Here is a 26,545-nt window from a genome sequence, read left to right on the forward strand (position 1 = left end):
CAGGTAGCGAGATTTATGGACGTGCAGGTCACTGGGCGCCCCTCCCGCTTGCAGGGACCTTATCGGCGAGTGCATTGGTCTCGACGAACGGAGACAACAGGCGCGCCATATCGAGCGCCACATCATGATCGGATTCCGGCGGCATCGACACGTAACTAATCGCCAGCCGCACAATCGACCTCGCGAGGATCGCGGCGTCCTCCGCGCTGGCTGACACCCAGCTGTTCGCGAACGACTCGGTGAGCCGAGCCGACGCCGGGAGCACAATCACGGCGCTGTCCACCGTCACGAGACGCATGAGCTCAGGCTTGGCGTCACCCGTGAGCAACGCGATGACCATGGGATCTGCGGCGCTCTCGGCGAAGAAGGCGGCAAATCCCTGATGTAGCGCGCCATGGATATCGCCCACATTGGCATATATCGCGCTGTTGACGGAGTCGGCCAGGCGCAGCGCCAATCGCAGGGCGTATCCCTGGGCCAGCCCCTGCCGGGAGCCGAACTCGTTGTACAGCGTCTGCCGGCTGACTCCCGCCCGACGGGCCACCGCGGACATCGTCACCGCCGACCAGTCCTGGTGCCGCAGCAGATCCCCGAGCGCATCGAGAACCGATTCGCGAAGCAGCGCCCGCGCGGCCTCGGCATACGGCACTCGTGGCGTCACACCGGGGAGCCTGACAGGGGCGCTCGCTGTCGTCAATGCGCCCCTCGCAGGCAACACATCCGTCATGGCCGCGCGATCTCCACCATCACGAAGTCGGCCTTCGCGGCGCCACAGTCCGGGCAACTCCAGTCCTCGGGAATGTCGTCCCAGCGCGTACCCGCCTCAATTCCGTCCTCCGGCCAACCCACGGCCTCGTCGTACTGGAATCCGCACTGCATGCATTCGTACAACTTGTAGTCGTTCTCGCTCATGAGTCCGCTCCTGATTTTGAGGATTCAAAAACTTCGAAATCCACTTTCTCGCGCACTCCGCAGTCGGGGCAGCACCAGTTGTCGGGAACCCCCGACCACGCCGTCCCGGCCGGGAACCCCTCGCGAGGGGCCCCCGTGCTCTCGTCGTACACGTACTGACATACGGGGCAACGGTACTGGGACATGTCTAGGCCGCCTCTTCCGTCACGCCGTACTTGGCCAGAATCTTCGCGCGCTTGCTCGGCTGGACGTTCACCTTGGTGATATCCCCGTTGTAGTGGTCCAGCACCCGCTGATCCATGATCTTGCGCCACAGCGGCGGGAAGTACGCCAGCGTCAGCATCGTCGCGTATCCGCTGGGCAGGTTCGGAGCGCCGTCCATGCTGCGCAGGGTCTGATAGCGCCGCGTGGGGTTGGCGTGGTGATCGCTGTGCCGCTGCAGGTGGTACAGGAAGATGTTGGTCACCAGGTGATCCGAGTTCCAGCTGTGCTTGGGGGTGCAACGCTCGTACCGTCCGCCGGCGACCTTCTGCCGCATCAGCCCGTAGTGCTCCAGGTAGTTCACCGTCTCGAGGAAGGTGAATCCATAGATCGCCTGAATGATCAGGTACGGGATGACCGCGGTACCGAAGATGGCAATCGTGACCCCGAACAACAGCACTGTCATCAGCCAGGCATTCACCACATCGTTGCTCGGGTGCAGCACAAAGCGATTCAGCCGCTTCATGCGCGTGGCCTCAAGGTTCCAGGAGGACTTCAGGCTCCCCCAGACGCTGCGCGGCCAGAAGCCCCAGAACGTCTCGCCGAATCGCGAGCTGGCCGGGTCCTCGGGTGTCGCGACGCGCACGTGGTGTCCACGGTTGTGCTCGATGTAAAAGTGGCCGTAGAACGTCTGCGCCAGGGTGATCTTCGAGAGCCAGCGCTCCAGTTCGTCCTTCTTGTGTCCCATTTCGTGGGCGGTGTTGATACCGACTCCGCCGAGAACACCGATCGATAGCGCGACGCCCAGCTTGGAGATCCAGCTGATGCCGTTATCGAACCCGATCCAACTCAGGTCGGTGGCGGTGAAGTAATAGGCCCCCAGGAAGAAGCTCGCGTACTGGAACGGGATGAAGATGTAGGTGCAGTACCGGTAGTACTTGTCGTTCTCCAGCGCCTCCATCACCTCGTCGGGCGCGTTCTCGCCGTCGGCGCCAAAGCGCAGATCCAGCAGCGGCAGGATCACGTACACGAGCAGTGGGCCGATCCAGAAGAAGAATGGTGAGAACTGCTGCCATCCGAGCTGGTTCATCGCATAGACAAGAGCCGTCGCGATGAAGATCGCAGTGGGCGGGATCATGCCGTACAGCCACATATGGCGCTTGCGGTCGCGCCACGCGGCGGGCAGGTCGTGGGCTGCATCAAGGTTTGACGTCATCGTCACTTCTCCTCGGTTCAAATCTTCGTGAGGTGCGTCACCGAACAGATTTTACGATAGGGCATGATTCGTCGCTTGTCTAGACAAATGAGTATGTTTTGTAAAGTGCCTGGTGGCGCGCGTCACCCAGAAGGGACCCAAGCAAGTTGAAGCGAGTTACTGCTCGACAGCCACACGGAGCCCGAGCATCGAGTGCCGGCGACTGTAGGCGAAGTAGACGACAACGCCGATGGCCATCCAGGCCAACGCGAACATCCAGGTGCGTACGGCAAGGTTGAGCATCAACCACCCGCACGCCAGGATCGCGACGACGGGGAGCCACGGCACACCCGGAGTGCGGAAGCTACGGGGCAGATCGGGACGGGATCGCCGCAGCACGATGACGCCGGCCGACACCAGCACAAAGGCGAACAGCGTGCCGACGTTGACGATCTCCTCCAGACCCTCGATCGGGGTGAGGGACGCCGCTATCGCGACAAGGAAGCCCACGATCAGGGTGATACGTATCGGCGTACCGTGCGATCCGGTCCGCGCGAGCTCACGCGGCAGCAGTCCGTCGCGGCACATCGCGAAGATGACCCGGATCTGTCCGAGCATCAGCACCATGACCACCGTGGTCAACCCGGCCAGCGCGCCGATCGCGATGACCTTGGCCGCCCAGTCGACACCGTTGAGGTGGAATGCCGTGGACAGGTTCGGATGCGAATCAGCCGCCCGCAGATCGCTGTACTTGACCATCCCGGAGAGCACGACCGTGACCGCGACGTACAGGACAGTGACGATGACGAGCGAGGCGATGATCCCGCGCGGCACATCCTTCTGCGGGTTCCGTGTTTCCTCCGCTGTGGTGGCGACGACATCGAAGCCGATGAACGCGAAGAACACGATCGACGCGCCCGCCAGCACCCCGAACCAGCCGTACTGGCTTCCGGAACCACCGGCGATGAACGAGAACAGGGACTGATCCAGTCCGGTCCTGCTAGAACTCCCCGCCTCCGCCGGCGGGACGAACGGTGTGTAATTGGACGCCTTGATGAAGAAGGCACCGACGATGATCACCAGCAGCACCACCAGAACCTTGACGGTGGTGATGACGAGGGATACCCGTGAGGACAGCTTGGTGCCGACGGCGAGCAGCACCGTCAACACCGAAACAATGAGAAATGCCCCCCAGTCGACCTTGAGCGCTCCGAGATGCACTGCGCCACTGGAGAACCCAAACACCGTACTCAGATAGCTCGACCAGCCTTTGGCGACGGTGGCCGCGCCCACCGAAAACTCGAGAATGAGGTCCCAGCCGAGGATCCAGGCGGCGAACTCACCGAACGTCGCATAGGAGAACGTATAGGCGCTGCCGGCAACCGGAATGGTCGATGCGAACTCGGCGTAGCACATGGCGGCCAGACCGCACCCGATCGCGGCCATGATGAAGGAGAGTGAGATAGCCGGACCGGTGACATTGGCCGCAGTCGATGCGGTGACGGTGAAGATACCGGCTCCGATGACCACCGAGACTCCGAAAACGGTGAGGTCCCACCACGTTAGGTCCCTACGGAGCTTTGTTTCCGGCTCGTCCGTGTCCGCGATCGACTGTTCGACAGACTTCGTTCGCCACAATCCACTACCTGGCATTACGGCAGTCTCGCACAAGCCCCATGCTCACGACGGTTGATCACACCGGCTAACTAAGAATTGACGGCCGAACGATCCAGATCAGGCTCGAGGTAGATCACCTGCGCGATCGGTACCGCCTCGCGCACCCGCCGTTCGGCAGCGTCAATCGTGGCCGCGACCAGCGGCAGATCCGCGTTAGGTGCGATCGCGATCTTGGCCGCAACCAGAAGCTCCTCCGGGCCCAGATACTGCGTACGGCAATGAATTACCCGCTCCACGTGATCGGTTCCGGTCAGCGCGTCCAGGATCGCCTGCTCCTGCGCCGCGGTCGCACCCTCGCCGATCAGAAGGCTCTTCATCTCGACCATCAGGACAATCGCGATGATGCCCAGCAGCACACCGATCGCCATGGTGCCGATCCCGTCCCACACCGGGTCGCCGGTCAAGATCGTCATGCCAACGCCAAACAGCGCAAAAGCCAGCCCCAGTAGGGCGCCGGTGTCTTCGAGCAGCACGACGGGAAGCTCGGGGTTACGTGAGTTACGGATGAACTGCCACCAGCTGGCCTTGCCCTTCAGCGGTTTGGACTCCACGAACGCAGTGCGGAAGCTGTAGCCCTCCAGTCCTATCGCCAACACCAGGATCACGACCGCGACGATGGGCGACTGAAGATGCTCAGGTGCATGGATCTTGTGGTAGCCCTCGTACAGGGCGAAGACCGAACCGAGCGTGAACAGCACCAGCGCGACCACAAACGAGTAGAAGAATCGGCTGCGCCCATATCCGAACGGGTGCAGACGATCTGCTTCCTTACTCGCCGCGCGCTGCCCGTAGAGCAACAGACCCTGGTTGGAGGTGTCCGCCACCGAATGCACGGACTCGGCAAGCATCGACGAACTCCCGGTGATCAGGAAGCCGACGAACTTGGCCGCCGCAATCCCGGCATTGGCTGCCAGCGCCGCGATGATCGCCTTCTTACTACCGCCTGCCGACATCGACTCTCCTTCTGTTCCCTTCGCGCCTTGCCCTGTGAATCGCTATGCGTCCACGTCGACTGTTGCCATGAACACTCGCGCATCGGACTGCCCGACCAGCGTGACGCTTCCACCGTCAGCCGGCACCCATACCGACTGGCCCGCATGCACCGCGAGGTCCGGCCCCGAACCGTCCAACCGCACGCTGCCCTGAGTGCACAGCAGTATCCGTGGCCCTTTGATCCCTACCGGTATGCGCTCGCCATCCACCAAATCGAAACGCGACAGCGCGAATTCCTTGGCGGGCGTGAGATACCGGGTCTGGGCGCCGTCGGTCACCGTCTCGACGTGCAGGTGTTTCTCGGCGGCGGGTGAAAAATCCAGCACCCGAAGCAATTCGGGTACGTCGACGTGCTTGGGGGTAAGCCCGCCCCGCAGCACGTTATCGGAGTTGGCCATGATCTCGACCGCCAGGCCGCGCAGGTACGCGTGCAGGTTTCCGGCAGGCAGGTAGATCCCCTCCCCCGGTTCCAGGGTGAGCCGGTTCAACAACAGCGAGGCGAGCACTCCCGCATCGGCGGGATACCGCTCACCCAACTCTAAGAGGGTGCGCGCCTCGCCGACGAAACGCTCATGCCCGGAGGACAAGTAGCGCACCGCGCCGTCGAGCACCGCCGGCACCAGCACATCCAGGCTCGGCTGCGGCAGGGTTATCCAGGTGGTGAACAGGGCCCGCAGCCCGTCCGCATCAGATTGACCGGCGAGCAGATTCACATACGGTGTCAGCGCATCGACATCCAAAGCGCGAAAGAGTTCGACGGTATCGCCGGGATCGCGGAAGCCGGCCAGCGCCTCGAAACGGTCCAGCGCCACAACCAGTTCCGGCTTGTGATTGCGATCGCGATAATTGCGCACCGGAGAGTTGAGCGGCATCCCCACGGCCTCTTCGCGGGCGTACCCGTCGGCCGCCTGCTGCGCACTGGGGTGAGCCTGCAAGGACAGCGGCTCGTCGGCCGCCAGCACCTTGAGCAGGAACGGCAGCTGATCACCGAACTCCGCCACCGACGCCGGCCCCAACTGACCTGCCGGATCCGCCGCCACCACATCAAGCAATGACTGTGCGCCACTGCCGGTTTCCAGGTAGGCGGGATCGGCCGGGTGCGCACCCAACCACAGCTCGGCTTCCGGATGCGGAGTAGGCGTGGGGCGCCCGGTGAACTCGGCGATCGCCGTCCGCGAACCCCAGGCGTACGTCCGGATCGCCCCCCTGAGCAGCTTCACAGCCCGGATCTCCCCCCGCCAAGCCGGGCGTACACCGAGGCCATTTCGAGCCTCGTCGCGAGCATCATCAACTGCGCGAGCTCCGACGGCCGCGCCCCCACGTCGCCCAGGTCGGTGGTGCTCACCAGCTCGGTCTCCTCGATACCGTCGATCCTCGAGGCGACCGATTGGAAGTCACTATCGGTCGCCAGGGCAAGGATCCGCGGTCTACCACCACTGCGAGGACCATCGATGAACTCATCATGAAACAGCGAGCTCTCACCAGAGCTCCTACCCGACAACGTGTCCCGCATCGCGGCCAACGCCTGCGGGAGACCGCACGCGGTCGCGGTGCGCTGCGTCAGCCTCAGCAGCGTCGCCGCCGCGTGTTGAGCGAGCGCCACGGTGACCGACCGATCTCCGCAGAACACCACCGGACCACCGGTCAAGCGCGTGGCAATCACCTTGGCGGCGTTGGTGAAGACCTCCCGACCCACAGTGTTCCGGGATACCTCACCATCCACCTCGTCGGCGATGGTCATGACGTCAGGCGCGATGGCCTTATCGAGCGCTCCTAGCACGGCCGCGCCGACGGCGAGATTGTGGGCAAGGCTGAAAGTGTCCGGGACCCGCAAACGGGGTGCCAGCGAAATCGCCCGCCCCGCACCGGAATATGCCAAAGGGCCCTCATCGGGGGCGGCGATGACTACCCGGGCGCCGCGGCGCGTGCCCACCGACACCGCAGCGCTGAGGGCCGGGTCACCGGCATCGTCGCCGGCGACGACCACGACATCGAGCGGGCCCACCCATGCCGGGGCCCGAGTGGCAGTCACGAACGGAAGGCTCACCGTGTCCGACAGCGCCCCAGCCAGAACCGCTCCGGCCGTGGCGGCGGCGCCGCGACCCGCGACCCAGACAACCGCGCGCGACCGGTCTTCGGATTGAAGGGGCTCCAGGGCGCCCTCGGCAATGGCCGTGCCGACCGCACGCACCTGAGAGCCGGCCATCGACGCGGCTTGTAGCGAGCCATCGCGATCCGCCGCCAACAGCGCTTCGGCGTCGTCCAGATCGATGGTGACGTTCATCAGGTCGCGGCCTCGGTGCGGTCAACCAACTCGGTGACGCGTGCGACCACGGCCGCCACATCTTCATCGGTGCGCGCCTCCACATTGAGACGCAGCAATGGCTCGGTATTCGAGGTGCGCAGGTTGAACCACGTCCCGGTGCCGATGTCGACAGTGACCCCATCGAGGTGGTCGATCGAAACTATTTGTGTGCCAAATGACTTCAGTACCTCATCAATACATGCCTTGGCATTGGAAACGCGGAAGTTGATCTCGCCGGAGGACGCGTACCGCTCGTAATCAGACATGAGATCCGACAGCGGCCGGTCCTGCTCACCCAGAGCCGCCAGCACGTGCAGCGCCGCCAGCATGCCGGAATCGGCTCCCCAGAAGTCGCGGAAGTAGTAGTGCGCGGAGTGCTCACCGCCGAAGATTGCCCCCGTCTCGGCCATCAACGCCTTGATAAACGAGTGACCCACCCGGGACCGCACTGGCGTTCCCCCGTGCTCGACGACGAGCTCGGGGACGGCACGCGAGGTGATCAGGTTGTGGATGACGGTGCCACCGATTTCCCGCTCCAGCTCTCGGCGCGCCACTAAAGCAGTTACCGCAGAGGGAGATACGGCCCGCCCACGCTCATCGACCACAAAGCACCGATCCGCGTCGCCATCGAAGGCCAGCCCGATGTCGGCTCCTTCGGAAAGGACGAAGGCCTGTAGATCACGCAGGTTCTCGGGATCGAGCGGATTGGCTTCGTGGTTGGGAAAATTACCGTCCAACTCGAAGTACAACGGCGCGAGCGCGATCGACGCAATCGGACCCAACACCGCCGGGGTCGTGTGCCCGGCCATCCCGTTTCCCGCATCCACTGCCACCCGAAGCGGGCGCACTCCGCTCAACTGAACCAGTGACCGCAGGAAATCGCCGTACTCGGCGAGGACATCGCGCTCGGAGACGCTGCCCGCTGGACCATCATGCACCGGCACGCCGTTGATCAGCTCAGCACTAATGATGGACAGGCCGGTGTCCTTGCCCACGGGCTTGGCACCCGCGCGGCACAGCTTGATTCCGTTGTAAGCGGCCGGATTGTGACTGGCGGTGAACATGGCCCCCGGGCAGTCCAACAACCCCGAAGCGAAATACAGCTGGTCGGTGGATGCCAGACCGATCAGCACGACGTCGACACCCTGTGCGGTAGCACCCTCGGTGAATGCCTGCGCCAGACCGGGCGACGAGTCCCGCATGTCGCGACCCACCACGATCCGCAGCGGTGTACCAACGTCCACCCGCTCGGCCTTGACCAGCCGCGCGAACGAGGAACCCACGTCGAAGACAAAGGACTCGTCGAGCTGCTCGCCCAGGAGGCCACGAACGTCGTACGCCTTGATGACTGCGTGGACAGCGTCGGCGGACCGGGCCATGACGAGAGTGCTCCTATTGATCTATCGAGAGAGGGGGACGTTAGGTGTCGCTGGCCAGCCTAGTGGTCGGCGAGTATCCAACGTGAACGTCCGGCGAGAGGCTACAGAATGTCATCGGGCCGAGCCGAAACTACCTGATCAGAATCACTCGGCTGGATCAGGCAGAACGCGCAGGTGTCCACGGCGCCGCCCGACCGGAGCCGGATGCACGGGCCTGGGGGCAGCCGAGGTGGCGGGCGACCCCATATCGAGTGCCGGCTCGCTGAATCCAGCAGCGGCCACCCGGACACCGGCAGGTTCCCGCACCGCGTCGGCCAGGGCAACCAGGTCGTCATCCTCGGGATTCGACGGCAAGGGGCCGTTGTACCGGACGAGCTCCCACCCACGGGGCGCGGTGATCCGGCTCGCGTGCTGCGCGCACAGATCCCACGAATGCGGCTCGCTGGACGTGGCCAGCGGCCCGACCACGGCCGTCGAATCCGCGTAGACGAACGTCAACGTCGCCACGGCGGGACTCGGGCACCCGGGCCGACAGCAACGACGGGGGGCTCTCACAAACGTTGAGGCTAGCGTGCGCAAACACGTTCCGACCCGCAGACACGCGCTGTGAACCGACCGAGACCCTCCGGTGATCGGGCAGAGACCCCGGGGTGACCGGCTCGTTGTGATTCGTCAGCCACAGCAGCCACACCGTTACCATTTCTCGTATGTCACGTGACGGACGGCGCGGCGGCTCGGCTAGCGGGTCGAGCTCGCAGGGCTCTCGAAGGGGGCGCGATTTCCGCGGCCCCCTCCTACCGCCGACCGTTCCCGGCTGGCGCTCACGCGCCGAGCGTTTCGATATGGCGGTCCTGGAGGCCTACGAGCCGATCGAACGGGCGTGGCAGTCACGATTGGAAGGTCTGGATGTCGCGGTCGATGAGATTCCACGCATCCAGCCCAAGGATCCCGAGTCTGTGCAGTGGCCGCCGGAGGTCATCGCGGACGGACCGATTCCGCTGGCAAGGCTGATTCCCGCCGGTGTGGACACCCGGGGTAACACCACCCGGGCGCGAATTGTCCTGTTCCGCAAGCCGATCGAATTGCGCGCGAAGAAATCTGGAGATTTGTCGGATCTCCTGCACGATCTACTGGTCGCGCAGGTTGCCACCCACTTGGGGGTGGAGCCGTCGGTGATCGACCCATCCATCACCGACGAGGGCGATTAACCCGCCCAGTCGAACATGGAGCTAGATGATGCCCCGCTTCAGGCGACGGCGCTCACGCTCGGACAGCCCACCCCAGATGCCGAACCGCTCGTCGTTGGCCAGCGCGGACTCAAGGCACTCGTCCTTGACCTCGCAGCCCTGGCAGATGCGCTTGGCCTCGCGAGTCGACCCACCCTTCTCAGGGAAGAACGCCTCGGGATCGGTCTGTGCGCACAGCGCCTTCTCTTGCCACTGATCGTCAGCTACACCGATCAGTGCATCAAAATCGTTCTGCACCAACGTCAGATGCGGACGTGCGGGCGGCAAGCCCGTCGCACCCGTGCCAACGCCGGAACTCAGCTCGTCGTGTACGCCAAATTCATTGCGCCCGAACAGCATCGTCCCGCCTCCTCACTGTTCCTCTTGCATCCCAATACAGCTCGTAATGCCCGGTTTCGTGCCACATCGTCGTTTCTCGGCCATTTCCATTCGAACATCTGATCGAATCTCGGTCTGCGCCTGTAACTTCCAAACCCAGCCCGAGGAATGACACTGGTGTGATTACACACGTGTTCGCTGCCGGGGTCAAGCGAAGGACGAAAATTCATACCATCTGCGACCGACAAAATCGGCGTGGCGCCCTCGTGGCGTGTCGCATCATTGCCGGCGCACTAGTCTGGGTCAGCGTGAAACTCACCGTCCTCGTCGGCGGCGTCGGCGGAGCGCGCTTCCTGCTCGGCGTCCAGCGCTTGCTCGGATCAGACTCCAGCAAGCATCAGATAAGCGCCATCGTGAACATTGGCGACGACGCCTGGATGCATGGCGTCAGGATCTGCCCTGACCTGGACACCTGCATGTACACCCTGGGCGGAGGGGTCGACCCGGAGCGGGGCTGGGGACACCGCGGCGAGACCTGGAACGCCATGGAGGAGCTAGCGGCCTACGGCGCCCAGCCCGACTGGTTCTCGCTCGGCGACAGGGACCTGGCCACTCACCTGATACGCAGTCAAATGCTGCGAGCCGGTTACCCGCTATCAGCGGTCACCGAAGCGTTATGCAATCGATGGCAGCCCGGAGTCCGGCTGTTACCCGCCAGCGATGACCGCTGCGAGACCCATGTGGTGATCACCGACCCCGCCGACGGACAGCAGCGTGCCATCCACTTTCAACAGTGGTGGGTACAACACCGCGCGCAGGTTCCCACGCACAGCTTCGCGTTCGTCGGCGCGGACGAAGCAAAGGCTGGGCCGGGTGTTGCCGAGGCCATTGGCGAAGCCGATGTCGTCTTGCTGGCTCCGTCCAATCCGGTGGTGAGCATCGGGGCGGTTCTGGCGGTCGGCGGAGTTCGCGGAGCGCTCCGCACAACCCCCGCTCCGGTCATCGGGTACTCCCCGATCGTGTCCGGCAAGCCGCTCCGCGGAATGGCCGATGAATGTTTGCGCGTGATCGGTGTCGAGGTGAGCTCGCAAGGTGTCGGGGAACACTTCGGCGCCCGTTCACAGACCGGCATCCTGGATGGCTGGCTCGTCGGCGAGGGTGACGCCGCTCACATTGCGGGAGTTCAGGTACGGTCAGTTCCGCTGCTCATGACCAACCCGGACGCGACGGCGGCAATGGTGCGTGCGGGACTTGACCTGGCCGGAGTTACCCTATGACCTTAACTGCGGATTCCCCTGCACCGGAACATGGTTCAGCGGCTCCGGTAGAGATATTACCCGTTCCGGGCCTGCCGGAATTCCGCCCTGGTGACGACGTCGCCGGGGCCATCGCCGAGTCAGCGCCGTGGGTCCGCGACGGCGATGTGATCGTGATCACTAGCAAGATCATCTCCAAGGCCGAGGGCCGAATCGTCGCCGCGCCCACCGACCCCGAGGCTCGAGACGCCTTACGGCGCAAATTGATCGACTCCGAATCGGTCCGCGTGCTGGCCCGCAAGGGCAAGACGCTGATCACCGAGAACACCATTGGCATCGTGCAGGCCGCGGCTGGAATCGACGCATCCAATGTTGATACTGCTGAACTCGTGCTGCTTCCCGTTGACCCCGATGCCAGCGCGACGGCGGTGCGGGCCGCACTGTCGCGCCGACTGGGTGTGAACGTAGCTGTGGTGATCACCGACACCATGGGCCGGGCCTGGCGCAACGGCCAGACCGATGCGGCCATCGGCTCTTCCGGCATCTCCGTCCTCTACGGCTACGCCGGTGCAAAAGATAAGCACGGTAACGAGCTTCAGGTGACCGAGGTGGCCATCGTCGATGAAATCGCCGCTGCCGCCGACCTTGTCAAGGGCAAGCTCACCGACGTGCCCGTCGCGGTGGTGCGCGGCCTGTCGGTGTCCGATGACGGCAGCGCAGCCCGCGATCTCCGGCGCTCGGGCCCGGACGACCTGTTCTGGCTCGGCACCGCAGAGGCCTTGGAGCAGGGACGCCGCGATGCGGTGCTGGTGCGCCGCTCCATCCGGCAATTCGCCGACATCGCGGTCGATCCCGACCTGCTACGCGAGGCCATCGGCGAAGCACTAACTGCGCCTGCGCCGCATCACACCCACCCGGTGCGATTCGTGTGGGTGCGGGATCCGGCGAAACGACGTGCACTGCTGGACGCCATGAAGGATGCGTGGGCCGTCGACCTGAGTGGGGACGGCCGCACCCCCGAGTCCGTGGAGAAGCGGGTGGCACGCGGACAGATCCTCTATGACGCGCCGCAGGTCGTGATTCCATTCCTGGTACCCGACGGTGCACATGACTATCCCGACGAGCGCAGGAATGCGGCGGAACGCACCATGTTCACCGTTGCGGTCGGTGCCGCGGTGCAGGCACTCCTGGTGGCATTGGCCGCCCGGGGCGTGGGGAGCTGCTGGATCGGGTCCACCATCTTCGCGGGAGACGTAGTACGCAGGCAGCTCGTCTTGGACACCTCATGGGAACCGATGGGCGCCATCGCTATTGGGTATCCCCACGGTTACCCCGACGAGGGATTGACACCACGCACTCCCCTGCCGGCCGGCCAGATGCTGGTGGAGCTGTGACCGGACTGCGCGAGTCTGCCGTCGAGCTGCTCTCCTTGTGGGAGGCGCCCGATGCGGAGCAGGACAGCCTCCGGCATTCCGTGCTGGCGTTCCTCGACGCCAACCCGGACGCCTGCCGCCGCCGCAGTGCCGCCGGCCATATCACCGCCTCGGCGCTGGTGGTCAATCACGACGGATCGCAGGCGCTCCTGACCCTGCATCCTCGCGTCGGTAAGTGGCTGCAGCTGGGCGGCCACTGCGAAGAGGAAGACTCCACGATCCGGGACGCCGCCCTGCGCGAGGCCACCGAGGAGTCCGGGATCGCGAATCTCACTCTGGCACCGAATCTTCTTGGAATACACGTACATCCGATCACGTGCTCGCTGGGTGTGCCGACGCGCCATCTCGACCTTCAGTTCTTGGCGCATGCACCCGAAGGCGCACAGATCACCGTCAGTGACGAATCACTCGACCTGCGCTGGTGGCCCATCGACCAGATTCCGGATGAAGACCACTCGGTCGTCGTATTGGCCCAACGGGCGCGGGCACGCCTGCGCTGAGAGCGCGACGGGAGCTTCGCGAAAGTCACGCCAACCCCTCGGGCATATTCGGATCCTCGGCCGAATACGCGCCATCCGACGCCGACCTGCGGCCGGGCGCTTAGACGTCCGAGGAGTACCTGATGCCGCCGTCGGGAATGGTGATTCCGGGCCACACCCGGGCGCCGCGCAGCAGCTCGCACCGCGCGCCGATGTCGGCACCGTCACCGATCACGCCGTCGCGCACCAGTGCACGCGGACCGATGCGCGCACCGAACCCAATGATGGAGCGTTCCACCACTGCGCCCGCTTCGATGCGCGCACCGTCGAAGATCACCGCACCGTCAAGCCTTGCCCCCGGGCCGATTTCGGCTCCCCGGCCCACCACGGTGCCACCGATCACCAACGCGCCCGGCGCCACCGATGCGCCATCGTGCACCAGCGCCTCACCCGGATGTTCGGGGATCGCCGGTGACGGCGCGATGCCGCGGACCAGGTCGGCCGAGCCGCGCACGAAATCCTCGGGAGTTCCCATATCGCGCCAATAGCTGGTGTCCACGAATCCGCACACCTTGGCGCCACTGCTCAGCAGTCCCGGAAAGACCTCTCGCTCAACCGAGACCGGCCGACCGGAGGGAATCCGCTCGATCAGTTCACGCCGGAACACGTAACACCCGGCGTTGATCTGATCGGTGGGCGGATCTTCGGTCTTCTCCAGAAACGCGGTGACGCGACCATCGGAATCGGTTGGCACACAACCGAACGCGCGCGGGTCACCGACACGCACCAGGTGCAACGTCAAGTCGGCCTGAGTCTGCTCATGGTGCGCGAGAAGATCTTTCAGATCCAGACCGGACAACACATCGCCGTTGAAGACGAGGGCAGTGTCGTGGCGCAGATGCTCCAGCACATTCCGGATAGCCCCGCCAGTGCCCAGCGGCTCTGTCTCTGTGACATATGTGATCGACAGGCCCAGCTTGGATCCGTCGCCGAATTCCGACTCGAAGACCTCAGCCTTGTAGGACGTCCCGAGCACCACATGATCGATCCCGGCCGCCGCCACCCGCGACAACACATGTGTCAGGAACGGGAAGCCGGCGATCGGCAGCATCGGCTTGGGCGCCGAGAGGGTCAGTGGGCGCAGCCGGGTGCCCTGCCCTCCCACCAAGATGACGGCATCGGCTTTCACGGTCCCCGATTCAACACTGCCAGATACAACACTGTCAGGCATTCGCATCTCCTTGCTTGTCCCGGCGCCGATTGGCGCGGATCGCCGCGCGCACCACGATCGCGGATCGAGCCGCCAGCGCGCTCCGAATGCTCCAGCGCAACGGCGCCTGCCACCAGTGTGGGTGCCGGTCGGATTGATAAATGTAGACGCTGTCGTGATGAGCGGTGAGGCTGCGTGCGGGGTCACGTCCGGCCGCGTGCCCCTTCGCATGCACCACCTCGGCACTAGGCGCGTACACGTTCTGCCAGCCCGCGCGCGCGAGCCGGTCCCCGAGATCGACGTCCTCCATGTACATGAAGTAGCGCGTGTCGAATCCGCCGATGGCGTCGAAGGCCTTGCGCCGAAGCAACAGGCACGACCCCGATAGCCAGCCGACGACGCGCTCGGACGGTTCCATCCGGTCCTGGCGGTATGCCGCGGTCCAGGGGTTGGTGGGCCATACCGATCCCAGCAGCGCGTGCAGCGCGCCCCCCGTGAGGGTCGGCACCACTCGAGCCGAGGGATACACCGAGCCGTCTGGCTCACGAATCAGCGGACCCAGTGCCCCCGCCGCGGGCCAGCGCTGCGCAACCTCGAGCAGCGCGTCGATGCTTCCCGGACCCCACTGCACATCGGGGTTCGCGATCACAATCCACTCGGCGCCGGGATCGACCTGCGCCACCCCCAGATTGGCGGCCTTCCCATAGCCGACATTGCCCCCGGTGCGGAGCAGTTCCACGTCGGGCTCCTCGGCAGCGCCTTCGGGCACTCCGTCGGTGGAGCCGTTGTCGGCCATGATCACGCGCACAGGGCGATCGGTGGCATGGCGCAGCGTGCGCAGGAAGCGGTCGAGGTGCTCGCCAGGCGAGTACGTCACCGTCACCACGGCGAGCTGCTCGGGTAACACCGACGAGCCACTCGGGCGAAGGGGATCAGGCACGGTGCTTGAGGGTACCTACCCCTAGTTTGTGGCCAGCGCCTCAGCCAACGCGTCCCGCCATGGGCGCAGCGGCGCCAGGCCCGCGCCGGCCCAATGATCGCCGTCCAGCGCCGTGTACACCGGCCGGGGTGCGGCACTCGGAAAATCGACGGACAGGCAGGGCCGCAATCTCGAGGTATCCGCCCCGACCAGCTCGAACACAGCCTTCGCCCAGTCGAACCGGTTCACCACACCACCGCCGGCCGCATGCAGGATCGGAGCCTCAACGCCGGAGGCCGCCAAGTCCAACAGCCCCTCGGCGAGGTCTGCGGCATACGTCGGGGACCCGGTCTGATCCGTCACCACGCGCACCGGCCCGTCCCCGGCCGCCAGTCGCTTCATGACGCCCACGAAATCGCCGGTGATTCCGGTGTAGACCCACGCGGTGCGCACCACCTGGGCTGTCGGTAGGACAGCGTGAACGGCCTGTTCGCCCGCGAGCTTGGTGCGCGCGTACACGCCGGCCGGCCCCGTGGCGTCACCCGGACGGTAGGGGCGTGGGCTAGCAACACCGAACTCACCGCTGAACACATAGTCGGTAGAGATATGGATCAATCTGGCGCCAACCTCACGACATGCCTGGGCCACCCTCTCGGCCCCCGTCACGTTGACCGCGTGTGCCCTGGCCTCATCGGTTTCCGCGGCGTCCACGGCGGTGTAGGCGGCGCAATTGATGACGGTATCCCCCGCAGCAACCACCCCGTCAGGCACACTGTCGCGGGTAATATCCCAGTCAGACGAGTTCAGAGCTCTGATAGGGAGGTTATGACGTGCGGCGCGAGCAATGAGGTGGGTACCGAGCTGACCGCCCGCTCCGGTGATAACAAGCACACCGAGAGTCTGGCACGCCGACTTCGCTTCCGAGGGATGAGCGCCGCCCCGACGTAGCCTTGACGAGGCTTGAGACATGTTGCCCGGCGAACACCCGGCCCGGAAAGAAACGGATCACTGTGACCGACCCTCACGCTCTTCGCGCGAGCGGCTCACCGCAGACGGAGACACCACGACCCCTGTGGCGAGGCATCGCGACGCTGGCCGCGGTCGCGGTCATGGTGGTCACCGGAGCCGCCTGGGGAAAGATCGGCAACATCGATCCGAACATCGCCCGGTTCGATCTGCCGGGCCTGTTCGGCAACGCCGGGAAACCCAATGACGGCGCGATCGACATTCTGATGGTGGGCGTCGACAGCCGCAGCGACGCGCACGGCAATCCGCTCTCGCAAGACGAGTTGGCGATGCTGCGCGCCGGCGACGAGACGGCCACCAACACCGACACCATCATTCTCATCCGCATTCCCAACAACGGGAAATCGGCAACGGCGATCTCCATCCCCCGCGACTCGTACGTCACCGTCCCGGACGGCACGAAGGGAAAGATCAACGGCGTCTACGGCGAAGCCAAAGAGAACGACCGGCAGAAGCGTGTCGAATCCGGTGAGACCCTCGAGGCGGCCGAACGCGAGTCGGTAGATGCCGGGCGTTCGGCACTAATCCAGACGGTGGCGAAGCTGACCGGTGTCACCGTCGACCGCTACGCCGAGGTCAGCATGCTCGGATTCGTGCTGATGACCAACGCGCTGGGTGGCGTCAACGTGTGCCTCAACGAGGCTGTCTACGAACCGCTGTCGGGTGCCGATTTCCCTGCCGGTCCGCAGACCCTCGATGGCCCGAACGCGTTGAGCTTCGTGCGGCAGCGCCACGACCTGCCCCGCGGTGACCTCGATCGCGTGGTCCGCCAGCAGGTGGTGATGTCCTCCTTGGCGCATTCGGCGCTCTCCGGCGGAACGCTGACCAACGGAACGACCCTGAGCAAGCTTCGCGATGCGATCACGCGCACCGTGGTGCTCAGCGAGGGCTGGGACGTCATGGACTTCATCCAGCAGTTGCAGAAGCTGTCCGGGGGCAATGTGGCGTTCGCGACCATTCCCATCCTGCGCGAGGACGGTTGGACCGAGGACGGTACGCAGAGCGTCGTGAAGGTCGATCCCGATCAGGTGCGCAGTTGGGTATCTGGCCTACTGGACCAGCAGGCCGAAGGAAAGACCGAACAGGCGACCTACTCCAAGGACCAAACGACTGCCGACGTGGTCAATGAGACGGAGATCAACGGCCTCGCCGCCGCGGTGTCGGAACTGTTGGTGGGCAAGGGATTCACCGCAGGCAAGATCGGCAACAATGATGCCGACCACGCGGGTAGTAGCCAGGTCCAGGCCGCCAAGCAGGACGACGTAGGCGCCAAGGCGGTGGCCGAGGCGTTGGGGTTGCAGGTGGTCGAGAAACAGGGTCTGCCCGAGCGCACCGTTCGCGTGGTGCTGTCCAACGACTACCACGGTCCCGGGTCCGGACGGGATACCACGCTGGCGTCTGCGGACAGCGGTTCCACCACAGAGGGAGACGCACCCCCTCCGCCACCGTCGCCCATCTTCACCGCGGCCAACGGACCGCGCTGCGTCAACTGATGAACCTCACCTCTCTGCTGCTGGGCGACGCGAACAGTCCGGCGCCACGGATCACCTATTACGACGACGCCACCGGCGAACGCATCGAGCTCTCGACAGTGACGCTGGCCAACTGGGCCGCCAAGACTGCCAACATGCTGCGCGACGAGTTTGGCGCGGGGCCCGGGTCCACGGTCACGGTGCGGCTGCCCGCGCATTGGCAGACCGCGGGTGTGCTCCTCGGAATCTGGTGGGCCGGTGCCGAAGTGGTGCTCAGCGGTGAGGACAGCTCCGATGTCGCGTTCTGCACGCCCGGTGACGAACCGGACGCCGACGAGGTGTGCGTGCTGTCGCTCGACGCTTTCGGACGCCCGGTGCCCCACCTGCCGCTTGGATTGACCGACTATTCGACGGCGGTTCGGGTCCACGGAGACCGGTTCTCACCCGCAGGCGCCGGGCCCGCGCTCAACGGGCGCAACGTCGATGAGATTGCCGGTGCCGCACGGGAAAGCGCCGCGACTCAGGGCATCACGGCCGAGGATCGGGTGTTGAGCGCTGGCTCCTGGGACACCCCCGACACGCTGATCGCCAATCTCCTGGCGGTGCTCATTGTTGGCGCCTCACTGGTGCAGGTGGCCAATCCAGACCCCGCCGGACAAGAACGGCGGGTTGTGTCCGAGAAGGTCACCCGCACCCTCCCCTAACGCGAATTAGGAACCAAGCAGTGCGCGGGTCATCACGACGCGCTGAATCTGGTTGGTGCCCTCATAGATCTGGGTGATCTTCGCATCGCGCATCATCCGCTCCACCGGGAAGTCGGTGGTGTACCCGGCACCGCCGAACAGCTGCACGGCATCGGTGGTGACCTCCATGGCCACATCGGAGGCGAAGCACTTAGACGCCGAGGAGATGAAGCCCAGGCTCTTCTCGCCGCGCTCGGCACGCGCCGCGGCGGTGTACACCAGCAGTCGGGCGGCCTCGACCTTCATCGCCATATCGGCCAGCATGAACTGCACACCCTGGAAGTCACTAATGGACCGGCCAAACTGCTTGCGGTCCTTGGTGTATGCGATGGCGTGGTCCAGTGCACCCTGCGCGATCCCGAGGGCCTGCGCACCGATGGTCGGGCGGGTGTGGTCCAGCGTCTCCAGCGCGGTCTTGAATCCGGTACCCGGCTGACCGATGATCCGATCGCCCGGGATCCGGCAGTTCTCGAAGTACAGCTCTGCCGTCGGCGAGCCCTTGATACCGAGCTTGTGCTCCAGCGGGCCGACGGTGAATCCCTCGTCGTCCTTGTGCACCATGAACGCCGAGATACCGTGGGCCTTCTTCTCGGGATCGGTCACCGCCATCACGGTGTACCAGGACGACTTGCCGCCGTTGGTGATCCAGCACTTGGAGCCGTTGATCACCCAGTCGTCGCCGTCGGCCTTCGCGCGGGTGCGCATGCTGGCCGCATCACTTCCGGCCTCGCGCTCGGATAGCGCATAGGAGGCCATCGCCTCACCGCTGGCGATGGACGGCAGCACCTGGCGCTTGAGCTCCTCGGATCCGCTGAGGATCAGGCCCATGGTGCCCAGCTTGTTCACCGCCGGAATCAGCGAGGAGGAGGCGCATACCCGCGCGACCTCTTCGATGACGATGCAGGCGGCCACGCTGTCGGCGCCCTGACCGTCGTACTCCTCGGGAACGTGTACGGCGTTGAAGCCCGAGGCGACCAGCGCATCAAGGGCTTCCTGAGGGAAGCGCGCCTTCTCGTCGACATCCTTGGCGTAAGGCGCGATCTCCTTCTCGGCCAGACCACGGATCGCCGCACGCAACTCGTCGTGCTCCTCAGCCAGCTTGAACAGATCAAACGACGGGTTTCCAGCCATCACAGCCTCCAGGATCGAACAGTTAGTCGCCGTTAACTGTACGTCACGGTCAATTTAGTCGCCTAATAGTCTGCGCTGCAGCGCAGCATCCTTCTCGAGAACCGTTGCTTCCATGTTCGTCTGGAAGGCGACAACCTTCTCGCGCAACCCGTGATCGGATACCCCGAGAATCCGCGCCGCCAGCAGTCCCGCATTGCGCGCTCCGCCGATGGACACCGTTGCCACCGGCACGCCCGCGGGCATCTGCACGATGGACAGCAGCGAGTCCAGGCCGTCCAAGCGCGCGAGCGGTACCGGAACGCCGATGACCGGCAACGGGGTGGCCGAGGCAACCATGCCGGGCAGATGCGCCGCCCCGCCCGCCCCGGCGATGATCACCTGTATGCCCCGATCTGCGGCTGTTTGCGCGTACTCCAGCATGCGCCCCGGCGTTCGATGCGCCGACACAACACCCACTTCGAACGGAATCTCGAACTCCGCCAGAGCATTCGCGGCATCCGACATCACCGACCAGTCACTGTCGCTGCCCATGATCAGGCCGACCCGTGCGCTCACCATCCCTAGTGCCCTTCCATCCATCCGTCGGTCCATACCGCGTGCGATAACCAGTGCGCGGCCCGCTCGGCGCGCTCCCGCACCTCGGCCACGTACTGCGGATCCGCCGCCGAACCATCCGCGCGGCCCTGAATATTCACATGCCCGAGCTTGCGACCCGCGCGCTCGCCCTTGCCGTACAAGTGCACCTTCGCCTCCGGGATGCGTCCCATCAAGTGGTGCATCCGTTCGTCGAGTGACATCGCGGGCGTCTCGTGTGCACCCAGCACATTGGCCATGACGGTCACGGGGGCCAGCTGTTCGGTGGAGCCGAGCGGGTAGTCGAGTACCGCACGCAGGTGCTGTTCGAACTGTCCGGTCCGCGCACCGTCCATGCTCCAATGCCCGGAGTTGTGCGGGCGCATCGCCAACTCGTTGACCAGCAGCCGGCCGTCATTGGTTTCAAACAGCTCCACCGCCAGACACCCGGTCACACCCAGATCGGTAGCGATACGCAGTGCGAGCTGCTCTGCCTCCATCGCTCGTTCCTCCGGCAACCCTGGTGCTGGCGCGATCACCACGGCGCAAACCCCATCCCGCTGAACGGTTTCCACCACGGGCCAGGCGGCGCCCTGCCCAAACGGCGAACGGGCGACCATCGCCGATAGTTCACGGCGCATATCGACGCGCTCCTCGGCGAGCAGCTCCACTCCGGCGGCCAGCTGCTCGGCGGCCACCGCGCGCGCCTCGTCCAGATCGTCGGTGATCCACACGCCGCGGCCGTCGTATCCACCCCGTACCGCCTTCAGCACAACCCGGCTACCCGTCTCGGCGGCGAACTTCTCGACATCGGCGACGGTCCTGATGTCCGCGAAGCCCGGGACCGGAGCGCCGATACTCTTCAATTTCCGTCGCATGAACGTCTTGTCCTGCGCGTAGATGAGTGCCGACGGCGGCGGCTGCACGTTGACGCCCTCGCTCTCCAGCGTCTCCAGGAACGCGGTGGGGACATGCTCGTGATCGAAGGTCAGCACGGTCGCACCCTTGGCCGCCCTCCGCAGATCGTCGAGATCTGTATGCGAACCCAGCACGACATCGGGGGTGACTTGAGCCGCCGGCTCATCGGCCGCGTGAGCTAGCACCCGCAGTGTCTGACCGAGCGCAATCGACGCCTGGTGGGTCATCCGGGCCAGCTGACCACCACCGATCATGGTGACGACGGGAGTTTCGGACACAGACATATGTTGTCATGCTGGCCACACGGCCCGGCCGGAACGGCCCGTCCCAGCCGTTGCCAGCAGCTGAAATACCGCGATCACACACACGCCCGTAGCCAATGAGGTCGGCGGACCGCTTCGCGCTGCCATGCCATTTTCCGTACACTCGCCATTTGTGTCTTTCGCCGATGCCACCATCGCCCGGCTGCCCCGGTTTATCCGGCCTGTCGCCGAGCAGCACCACGAGCTGATCAAGTTCGCGATCGTCGGTGGAACCACGTTCATCATCGACTCGGGCATCTTCTACGCGCTCAAGCTGACGATCCTGGAGCCCAAGCCCCTCACCGCGAAGATCATCTCCGGCATCATCGCCGTCATCGCCTCCTACATCCTCAACAGGGAGTGGAGCTTCCGGGACCGCGGAGGCCGCGAGCGGCACCACGAAGCGCTGCTGTTCTTCGCGGTCAGCGGCATCGGCGTGCTCATCGCCATGGTCCCGCTGTGGGTGTCGAGTTACATCCTCGAGCTGCGCGTGCCGAATGTGAGCCTGACGGTGGAGAACATCGCCGACTTCATCAGCGCCTACCTCATCGGCAATCTGTTGCAGATGGCGTTCCGGTTCTGGGCCTTCCGCCGGTGGGTGTTTCCCGACGAGTTCGGGCGCCACGACCAGGGGCCCGCCACCCTTGTGACCGGCGAGACCGAGCAAGACGACGCGTCAGAAAGCGGCAACCCCGTGCACCCCCATACGGGGCTGCCGAACAGCACCACCGTGCATCACGGCACCGAGGTCGGCCGTGGCCTGTACGGCTCAGCGCATCACGTGGCGGGGGGCCGCTCCCGGCCACGCCCGGTGGAGCGACTGTCGCCCTCTTCAGAACCGAGGGTGTCGAAGACCTCGTGATACAGCAGCGAGTGGACGTATTCCACGCGCGGTATCTCATGAAATTCCAGCGGATCCTGTGACGCCGATTCGATGATCAGCGTGCCGGTGCGCAAAATTCTGTCCACCAGGCCATGACGGAACTCCACGCTGTTGATCCGTGCCAGCGGGATGTCGATTCCCGAACGGCTCAACAATCCGTGACGGAACATCACGCGCCGATCGGTGATGACGAAATGCGTGGTCAGCCAGTTCAGGAATGGCCACACGCTCAGCCAGCCGACCAGCACCAGCCAGACGACACCGATCGCGATCATCACCACGTTCTTCGCGGTGGCCTGCCAGTCGGTGTTATCGACCATCGCGGCGACAAAGGCCGCCGCGCCGGTGGACAGAATCAGCACCAGCGCCGGGCCGATCAGTCGCTTCCAGTGTGGATGGCGGTGCAACACCACCTGCTCGTCGTCGGCGAGGACGTTCTCCGGATACCCCACGTGCAGCGACCTTACTGCTCGCCATGCGGGCGCAGATGCGTTATGTCGCCCGCCGTGACCGCGGTGACAGTGCCATCGGCACTCTCGATACGGAGCTGTCCATCATTGCCGAGGCCGACCGCGACGCCGATCAGTTCACGCTCGCCCGGCAACTCGGCGCGCACCTTGGACCCCAGGGTGACACTGCGTGCGCGGTAGTCCTCCAACAGCTGATCGTCGACACCCCGCGCGGTGCGCCAATGCTCGACGCGGCCGCCGAGCTCACGCAGCACCGCACGCGCCAGCTCATCGCGATCGGGATTGGCCCAGCCAAGAATCGCCAGCGAGGTGGCATTGGGGTCCGGCAGCTCGCGCTCGGTGAAGGTGGCGTTGAGACCGAGACCGAGCACGATGGCCGACTGGGGCGTGACGACCTCGGCCAGGATCCCGCACAGCTTGCGTCCCTCGACGAGCACGTCGTTGGGCCATTTGAGCCCGGCCTGGATTCCGGTGACCTCCGCGACCGCGTCGACAATCGCCACCCCGGCCAGCAGCGGCACCAGACCCCACCGGTCCGGCGGCACCTCACCCACGCCGATACCCACCGACATGGACAGCTGCGTGTGCGCGGGGGCGCCCCAGTTGCGTCCGTGACGCCCGCGGCCGGCGGTCTGGTGTTCTGCGAGCAACACGACGCCGTCAATGTCCTCCCCCGCCGCGGCGCGCGCGACCAGGTCGGCATTGGTGGATCCGGTTTCGTCGACGACGTCGATACGGCGCCACTGTCCGCCGGGGCTGTCGGTGAGGGTGAGTTTGTCCGCGGTCACGTGTCTAGCCTAGGGCGATCAGCGAGATGTGGCGGCGGCCCGCTCAGCGAGATTCTCTTCGACCTCGTGCACCCACACCCCGTGGGCGTGCGTGGTGTCCACCTCGATCTCAAAGCGTTCCGTCATGTCCGGGGTGATATCGGCCAGATTCACGTAGAACTGCTCGTACCAGCGGCGGTGCTGGTACACCGCGCCGTCCTCCTGGGTCAGTAGCGGATTGTCTATGCGCGTCTTGTTCTTCCAGATCTCGACGTCCTCCAGGAATCCGTCGCCGAAGGACTTGGCCATCGCGGCAGCGAGCTTGCTTGCGTTCTCCGCGGGCAGATCAGGCATCTCCTGGATGGCTACGCCCCACTGCAACACGAAGGAATTGTGCGTTACCGGGTAGTGGCAGTTGATGAGCGCCACCTCGACGGTGAATCCGGGGCCAAGGTCATTGTGGATCCAGTCAATCATGTATGCCGGGCCGAAGTATGTGGCCTCCGACCGTACACCCGTTCCTTCCCAAAGCTTTTCGGGGTTGGGAACATAGTCTGGCCGCGGCTTGGACTCCATAAACTGACTGGCGGTCTGCCCCTCGATGACGTTCTTGAAGTACGTCGGATAGGCGTGGTGAATGTAGAAGAAGTGCGCCATGTCGACATTGTTGTCAACGATCTCACGGCAGTGTGATCCCTCGATGAAGATCGAATTCCATTGCCATGGAGACCATTTTCCCTCCTGATAGCCTTCGATCGTCGGCGGGGCGAGCTCGGCAGGCGGTGCGGATCCCTCCGGGTCGTGCCATACGAGGAGTTGGCCGTTCACCTCGAGAGTGGGCCAGCTACGCGTACGTGCGAGCTTCGGGGTGCGCTTGGCATAGGGCACCAGCGTGCACTTTCCATCACCGCCCCAACGCCAATCATGGAATGGACACGCGATGCTGTCATCCTTGATGCTGCCCTGCGACAGATCGCCACCCATGTGACGGCAGTATCCGTCCAGCACTTTGATATCGCCGTGAGAATCGGCGAACACCACCAGCTTGGTGCCGAATGCCTCGACACCGTGCGGCTCACCGTCATGGAACGACTCGGCCAATCCTAGGCAATGCCATCCCCGGGCAAAGCGGGCCATCACTGTGCCACTATCGATTTCGCGAATCGCGCCGTCAGTCTGCATGGAGGCTGTCCTTTCGCTGACTTACTTTCATACTGCGCTCTACAGCAGCCGTTGTCGCCCATATGCAGTGAATTGAGCATCGAGTGCGGTTTTGTCCAGTGGTCCCATCCGCTGGAACACCGGAGCGCCCCTTCCCTCCCAACGGAACACGGGCTCGTCGGTATGCCAGCACTGCTCCTGCAGCTCGCGTTTGAGAACCTTGTTGGACCCGGTCACCGGCAGGTTGGCCGACACCCGGAGGAAGCGTGGAATTCCCTTGCTGCCCAGATCCTCCTGCAGTGACAGGTACTCGACGAAACCGTCCACATCGAACGCATTCGGGTCGGCCACCTCGATGGATGCCATCACCTGATCACCGGAGCGCGGGTCGGGCACCGCATACACCCCTGCCGCGATCACGGCGGCGTGGCGCCGCAGCACCCGCTCGATGGTGAGCGCCGAGGTGTTCTCTCCATCGACCCGGATCCAGTCGCCACGCCGGCCCGCGAAATAGATGAACCCACCCGCGTCGAGATAGCCGAGATCACCGGTCCAGTACCATCCGTTGCGGATCCGGTCGGCGTCGGCATCGTCATTCTTGTAGTAGCCCTCAAAGCCGCGGCTGCCCTGTTTGTCGACGATCTCCCCCACCGCCTCGTCGACGTTGAGCACACGCCCGTGCTCATCGATAATGGCTGCGACACAATCGTTAAGCGTTTCCGGGTCGACGATCGACACACCGTCGTGAGCCGGACGCCCCAGCGCGCCAGTCGGCGCATCGGGATCCAGCGCGACCGCTCCCCCTCCCTCACTGGACCCATAGCCCTCGAACAATTCCACGCCGAACCGTCGACGGAACACCGCCTGATCCTCCGGCGACGCCTCAGTGCCGAATCCCCGCATCAGCTGGTTATCGGCGTCGTCGGACTGCTCCGGGGTGGCCAACAGATATCCGAGTGCCTTGCCGACGTAGGTGAAAAACGTCGCACCGAAATAGCGCACATCGGGCAGGAAACGCGACGCCGAGAATGTAGGTGTCAAACAGATCGTGGCACCGTTGGCCAGCGCGGGAGCCCACAACGCCATCAACGCATTCCCGTGGAACAGCGGCATGCAGCAGTAGTCGACATCGCGGCGGCTATGCCCGAATTTCACGGTGGCCAGGTAGGCAATCTGCGCAAGCCGTCCCTGGCTGCATTTCACCGCCTTGGAGGCCCCGGTCGTGCCGGAAGTAAAGAGCAGCAGGAGTAGCGAATCCGCATCTACCCCCTCGGAAGCCGCTGCCACGGTGCGGTTCTCGTCGATCAGTGCAAGGTATCCGGCACTGTCGATCACCAGGAACCGGTCCGCCGTCACACCGAGGTCCAGTCCCCGCAGCCGGTCGAGGTGCTGGGTGTCGGTGACGATCAGCTGGCAGTCGGTATGACGGATCTCGGCGGCCATGTCCGCCGGCCCACGGGTGGGGTTAATGCCCACGATGGTGGCCCCGGTCAGTGCGGCGGCGCCGAGCCAGAAGACGAAGTCCGGGACGTTCTCCAACAGGACCCCAATATGAAAAGGCCCGCCGACCCTTAG

General features: G+C 64.8%; 28 protein-coding genes. 7 read left to right on the forward strand and 21 right to left on the reverse strand.

The window, feature by feature from the left end:
- Positions 1-28: 28 nt before the first annotated feature.
- The 10 genes from B4383_RS17445 to B4383_RS17490 all read right to left on the reverse strand — a co-directional run bounded on the left by B4383_RS17445 (position 29) and on the right by B4383_RS17490 (position 9,217).
- Entirely contained in the window at positions 29-649 is a 621-nt protein-coding gene (locus B4383_RS17445) for a TetR family transcriptional regulator (protein ID WP_078292384.1), read from the reverse strand.
- A 74-nt stretch (positions 650-723) separates the two neighbouring features.
- Entirely contained in the window at positions 724-912 is a 189-nt protein-coding gene (locus B4383_RS17450; protein ID WP_078292346.1) for a rubredoxin, read from the reverse strand.
- The gene (locus tag B4383_RS17455) at positions 909-1,097 is read right to left on the reverse strand and encodes a rubredoxin (RefSeq protein ID WP_078292348.1); all 189 of its coding nucleotides are present in this window, start codon (positions 1,095-1,097) and stop codon (positions 909-911) included. The genes B4383_RS17450 and B4383_RS17455 overlap by 4 nt, the downstream gene beginning before the upstream one ends.
- Positions 1,098-1,099: 2 nt before the next feature.
- Positions 1,100-2,329: an alkane 1-monooxygenase gene (locus tag B4383_RS17460; protein WP_078292351.1), complete on the reverse strand. Its 1,230-nt coding sequence runs from the start codon at positions 2,327-2,329 to the stop codon at positions 1,100-1,102.
- Positions 2,330-2,485: 156 nt separating this feature from the next.
- On the reverse strand, positions 2,486-3,961 hold the full coding sequence (locus B4383_RS17465; RefSeq protein WP_078292352.1) for an amino acid permease: 1,476 nt from the start codon (positions 3,959-3,961) through the stop codon (positions 2,486-2,488).
- 53 nt (positions 3,962-4,014) lie between these two features.
- Positions 4,015-4,938 (reverse strand): cation diffusion facilitator family transporter, encoded by a 924-nt coding sequence (locus B4383_RS17470; protein ID WP_078292353.1) that lies wholly within the window; start codon positions 4,936-4,938, stop codon positions 4,015-4,017.
- Positions 4,939-4,980: 42 nt separating this feature from the next.
- On the reverse strand, positions 4,981-6,198 hold the full coding sequence (gene manA, locus B4383_RS17475; protein ID WP_078292354.1) for a mannose-6-phosphate isomerase, class I: 1,218 nt from the start codon (positions 6,196-6,198) through the stop codon (positions 4,981-4,983).
- Positions 6,195-7,262, reverse strand: a complete 1,068-nt coding sequence (locus B4383_RS17480) for a TobH protein (RefSeq protein WP_078292355.1) — start codon at positions 7,260-7,262, stop codon at positions 6,195-6,197. Before B4383_RS17480 ends, manA begins: the two co-directional genes overlap by 4 nt.
- Entirely contained in the window at positions 7,262-8,662 is a 1,401-nt protein-coding gene (locus B4383_RS17485) for a phosphomannomutase/phosphoglucomutase (RefSeq protein WP_078292356.1), read from the reverse strand. The genes B4383_RS17480 and B4383_RS17485 overlap by 1 nt, the downstream gene beginning before the upstream one ends.
- A 144-nt stretch (positions 8,663-8,806) precedes the next feature.
- On the reverse strand, positions 8,807-9,217 hold the full coding sequence (locus B4383_RS17490; RefSeq protein WP_078292357.1) for a DUF3499 domain-containing protein: 411 nt from the start codon (positions 9,215-9,217) through the stop codon (positions 8,807-8,809).
- Between the two features lie 152 nt (positions 9,218-9,369).
- Here B4383_RS17490 and B4383_RS17495 point away from each other — a divergent pair, with 152 nt between their 5' ends.
- Positions 9,370-9,870: a metallopeptidase family protein gene (locus B4383_RS17495; RefSeq protein ID WP_078292358.1), complete on the forward strand. Its 501-nt coding sequence runs from the start codon at positions 9,370-9,372 to the stop codon at positions 9,868-9,870.
- Between the two features lie 21 nt (positions 9,871-9,891).
- Here the strand turns inward: B4383_RS17495 and B4383_RS17500 are convergent, their stop codons facing one another.
- The gene (locus B4383_RS17500) at positions 9,892-10,146 is read right to left on the reverse strand and encodes a WhiB family transcriptional regulator (protein WP_078292359.1); all 255 of its coding nucleotides are present in this window, start codon (positions 10,144-10,146) and stop codon (positions 9,892-9,894) included.
- A 389-nt stretch (positions 10,147-10,535) separates the two neighbouring features.
- Between B4383_RS17500 and cofD the strand changes: the two genes are divergently transcribed.
- From cofD to B4383_RS17520, 3 genes are read left to right on the forward strand one after another with little or no spacing between them, the layout of a single operon-like run.
- Entirely contained in the window at positions 10,536-11,504 is a 969-nt protein-coding gene (gene cofD, locus B4383_RS17510; RefSeq protein ID WP_078292385.1) for a 2-phospho-L-lactate transferase, read from the forward strand.
- Complete coding sequence (locus tag B4383_RS17515; RefSeq protein WP_078292361.1) at positions 11,501-12,877, forward strand: coenzyme F420-0:L-glutamate ligase; 1,377 nt, start codon at positions 11,501-11,503, stop codon at positions 12,875-12,877. The genes cofD and B4383_RS17515 overlap by 4 nt, the downstream gene beginning before the upstream one ends.
- Positions 12,874-13,416 carry an NUDIX hydrolase gene (locus B4383_RS17520; RefSeq protein ID WP_078292362.1) on the forward strand — a complete coding sequence of 181 codons (543 nt, stop codon included), beginning with the start codon at positions 12,874-12,876 and terminating at the stop codon, positions 13,414-13,416. The genes B4383_RS17515 and B4383_RS17520 overlap by 4 nt, the downstream gene beginning before the upstream one ends.
- A gap of 100 nt (positions 13,417-13,516) precedes the next feature.
- Here B4383_RS17520 and B4383_RS17525 read toward each other — a convergent pair whose 3' ends face one another.
- The 3 genes from B4383_RS17525 to rfbD are packed head-to-tail and all read right to left on the reverse strand — an operon-like array spanning position 13,517 to position 16,415.
- A complete protein-coding gene (locus B4383_RS17525) occupies positions 13,517-14,626 on the reverse strand; it encodes an NDP-sugar synthase (protein ID WP_078292363.1) in 1,110 nt (369 codons plus the stop codon).
- Positions 14,619-15,545 (reverse strand): glycosyltransferase family 2 protein, encoded by a 927-nt coding sequence (locus tag B4383_RS17530; RefSeq protein ID WP_139360844.1) that lies wholly within the window; start codon positions 15,543-15,545, stop codon positions 14,619-14,621. Before B4383_RS17530 ends, B4383_RS17525 begins: the two co-directional genes overlap by 8 nt.
- Before the next feature lie 21 nt (positions 15,546-15,566).
- Positions 15,567-16,415 (reverse strand): dTDP-4-dehydrorhamnose reductase, encoded by an 849-nt coding sequence (gene rfbD / locus B4383_RS17535; RefSeq protein ID WP_078292364.1) that lies wholly within the window; start codon positions 16,413-16,415, stop codon positions 15,567-15,569.
- 119 nt (positions 16,416-16,534) lie between these two features.
- Between rfbD and B4383_RS17540 the strand changes: the two genes are divergently transcribed.
- The gene (locus tag B4383_RS17540; protein WP_078292365.1) at positions 16,535-18,043 is read left to right on the forward strand and encodes an LCP family protein; all 1,509 of its coding nucleotides are present in this window, start codon (positions 16,535-16,537) and stop codon (positions 18,041-18,043) included.
- Positions 18,040-18,726, forward strand: coding sequence for a TIGR03089 family protein (locus B4383_RS17545; RefSeq protein WP_139360845.1), 687 nt, complete (start codon positions 18,040-18,042; stop codon positions 18,724-18,726). The genes B4383_RS17540 and B4383_RS17545 overlap by 4 nt, the downstream gene beginning before the upstream one ends.
- 6 nt (positions 18,727-18,732) lie before the next feature.
- On the opposite strand, the gene B4383_RS17550 is transcribed toward B4383_RS17545, so the two are convergent.
- From B4383_RS17550 to B4383_RS17560, 3 genes are read right to left on the reverse strand one after another with little or no spacing between them, the layout of a single operon-like run.
- Positions 18,733-19,896, reverse strand: a complete 1,164-nt coding sequence (locus B4383_RS17550) for an acyl-CoA dehydrogenase (RefSeq protein ID WP_078292367.1) — start codon at positions 19,894-19,896, stop codon at positions 18,733-18,735.
- A 54-nt stretch (positions 19,897-19,950) separates the two neighbouring features.
- Positions 19,951-20,454 (reverse strand): 5-(carboxyamino)imidazole ribonucleotide mutase, encoded by a 504-nt coding sequence (gene purE / locus B4383_RS17555; protein ID WP_078292368.1) that lies wholly within the window; start codon positions 20,452-20,454, stop codon positions 19,951-19,953.
- Between the two features lie 2 nt (positions 20,455-20,456).
- The gene (locus B4383_RS17560; RefSeq protein ID WP_139360847.1) at positions 20,457-21,665 is read right to left on the reverse strand and encodes a 5-(carboxyamino)imidazole ribonucleotide synthase; all 1,209 of its coding nucleotides are present in this window, start codon (positions 21,663-21,665) and stop codon (positions 20,457-20,459) included.
- A gap of 157 nt (positions 21,666-21,822) precedes the next feature.
- Here B4383_RS17560 and B4383_RS17565 point away from each other — a divergent pair, with 157 nt between their 5' ends.
- The gene (locus B4383_RS17565) at positions 21,823-22,551 is read left to right on the forward strand and encodes a GtrA family protein (protein WP_078292370.1); all 729 of its coding nucleotides are present in this window, start codon (positions 21,823-21,825) and stop codon (positions 22,549-22,551) included.
- Here B4383_RS17565 and B4383_RS17570 read toward each other — a convergent pair.
- From B4383_RS17570 to B4383_RS17585, 4 genes are all read right to left on the reverse strand, one after another.
- Positions 22,467-23,024, reverse strand: coding sequence for a PH domain-containing protein (locus tag B4383_RS17570; RefSeq protein WP_078292371.1), 558 nt, complete (start codon positions 23,022-23,024; stop codon positions 22,467-22,469). The two genes, B4383_RS17565 and B4383_RS17570, sit on opposite strands and share 85 nt — an antisense overlap.
- An 11-nt stretch (positions 23,025-23,035) precedes the next feature.
- Entirely contained in the window at positions 23,036-23,830 is a 795-nt protein-coding gene (locus B4383_RS17575) for a biotin--[acetyl-CoA-carboxylase] ligase (protein WP_078292372.1), read from the reverse strand.
- A gap of 18 nt (positions 23,831-23,848) precedes the next feature.
- Entirely contained in the window at positions 23,849-24,991 is a 1,143-nt protein-coding gene (locus B4383_RS17580) for a Rieske 2Fe-2S domain-containing protein (protein WP_078292373.1), read from the reverse strand.
- Positions 24,992-25,030: 39 nt separating this feature from the next.
- A partial coding sequence (locus tag B4383_RS17585; protein WP_078292387.1) for an AMP-binding protein occupies positions 25,031-26,545 on the reverse strand: 1,515 nt, incomplete at its 5' end.

It is taken from the genome of Mycobacterium sp. D16R24, assembly GCF_002013385.1.
Taxonomy (GTDB): domain Bacteria; phylum Actinomycetota; class Actinomycetes; order Mycobacteriales; family Mycobacteriaceae; genus Mycobacterium.

Coding starts and splice junctions, on each gene's coding strand:
- B4383_RS17450 (WP_078292346.1), bottom strand. CDS start 912: ATGAGCGAGAACGACTACAAGTTGTACGAATGCATGCAGTGCGGATTC.
- B4383_RS17455 (WP_078292348.1), bottom strand. CDS start 1,097: ATGTCCCAGTACCGTTGCCCCGTATGTCAGTACGTGTACGACGAGAGC.
- B4383_RS17460 (WP_078292351.1), bottom strand. CDS start 2,329: ATGACGTCAAACCTTGATGCAGCCCACGACCTGCCCGCCGCGTGGCGC.
- B4383_RS17465 (WP_078292352.1), bottom strand. CDS start 3,961: ATGCCAGGTAGTGGATTGTGGCGAACGAAGTCTGTCGAACAGTCGATC.
- B4383_RS17470 (WP_078292353.1), bottom strand. CDS start 4,938: ATGTCGGCAGGCGGTAGTAAGAAGGCGATCATCGCGGCGCTGGCAGCC.
- B4383_RS17480 (WP_078292355.1), bottom strand. CDS start 7,262: ATGAACGTCACCATCGATCTGGACGACGCCGAAGCGCTGTTGGCGGCG.
- B4383_RS17485 (WP_078292356.1), bottom strand. CDS start 8,662: ATGGCCCGGTCCGCCGACGCTGTCCACGCAGTCATCAAGGCGTACGAC.
- B4383_RS17495 (WP_078292358.1), top strand. CDS start 9,370: ATGTCACGTGACGGACGGCGCGGCGGCTCGGCTAGCGGGTCGAGCTCG.
- B4383_RS17515 (WP_078292361.1), top strand. CDS start 11,501: ATGACCTTAACTGCGGATTCCCCTGCACCGGAACATGGTTCAGCGGCT.
- B4383_RS17525 (WP_078292363.1), bottom strand. CDS start 14,626: ATGCCTGACAGTGTTGTATCTGGCAGTGTTGAATCGGGGACCGTGAAA.
- B4383_RS17550 (WP_078292367.1), bottom strand. CDS start 19,896: ATGGCTGGAAACCCGTCGTTTGATCTGTTCAAGCTGGCTGAGGAGCAC.
- purE (WP_078292368.1), bottom strand. CDS start 20,454: ATGGTGAGCGCACGGGTCGGCCTGATCATGGGCAGCGACAGTGACTGG.
- B4383_RS17580 (WP_078292373.1), bottom strand. CDS start 24,991: ATGCAGACTGACGGCGCGATTCGCGAAATCGATAGTGGCACAGTGATG.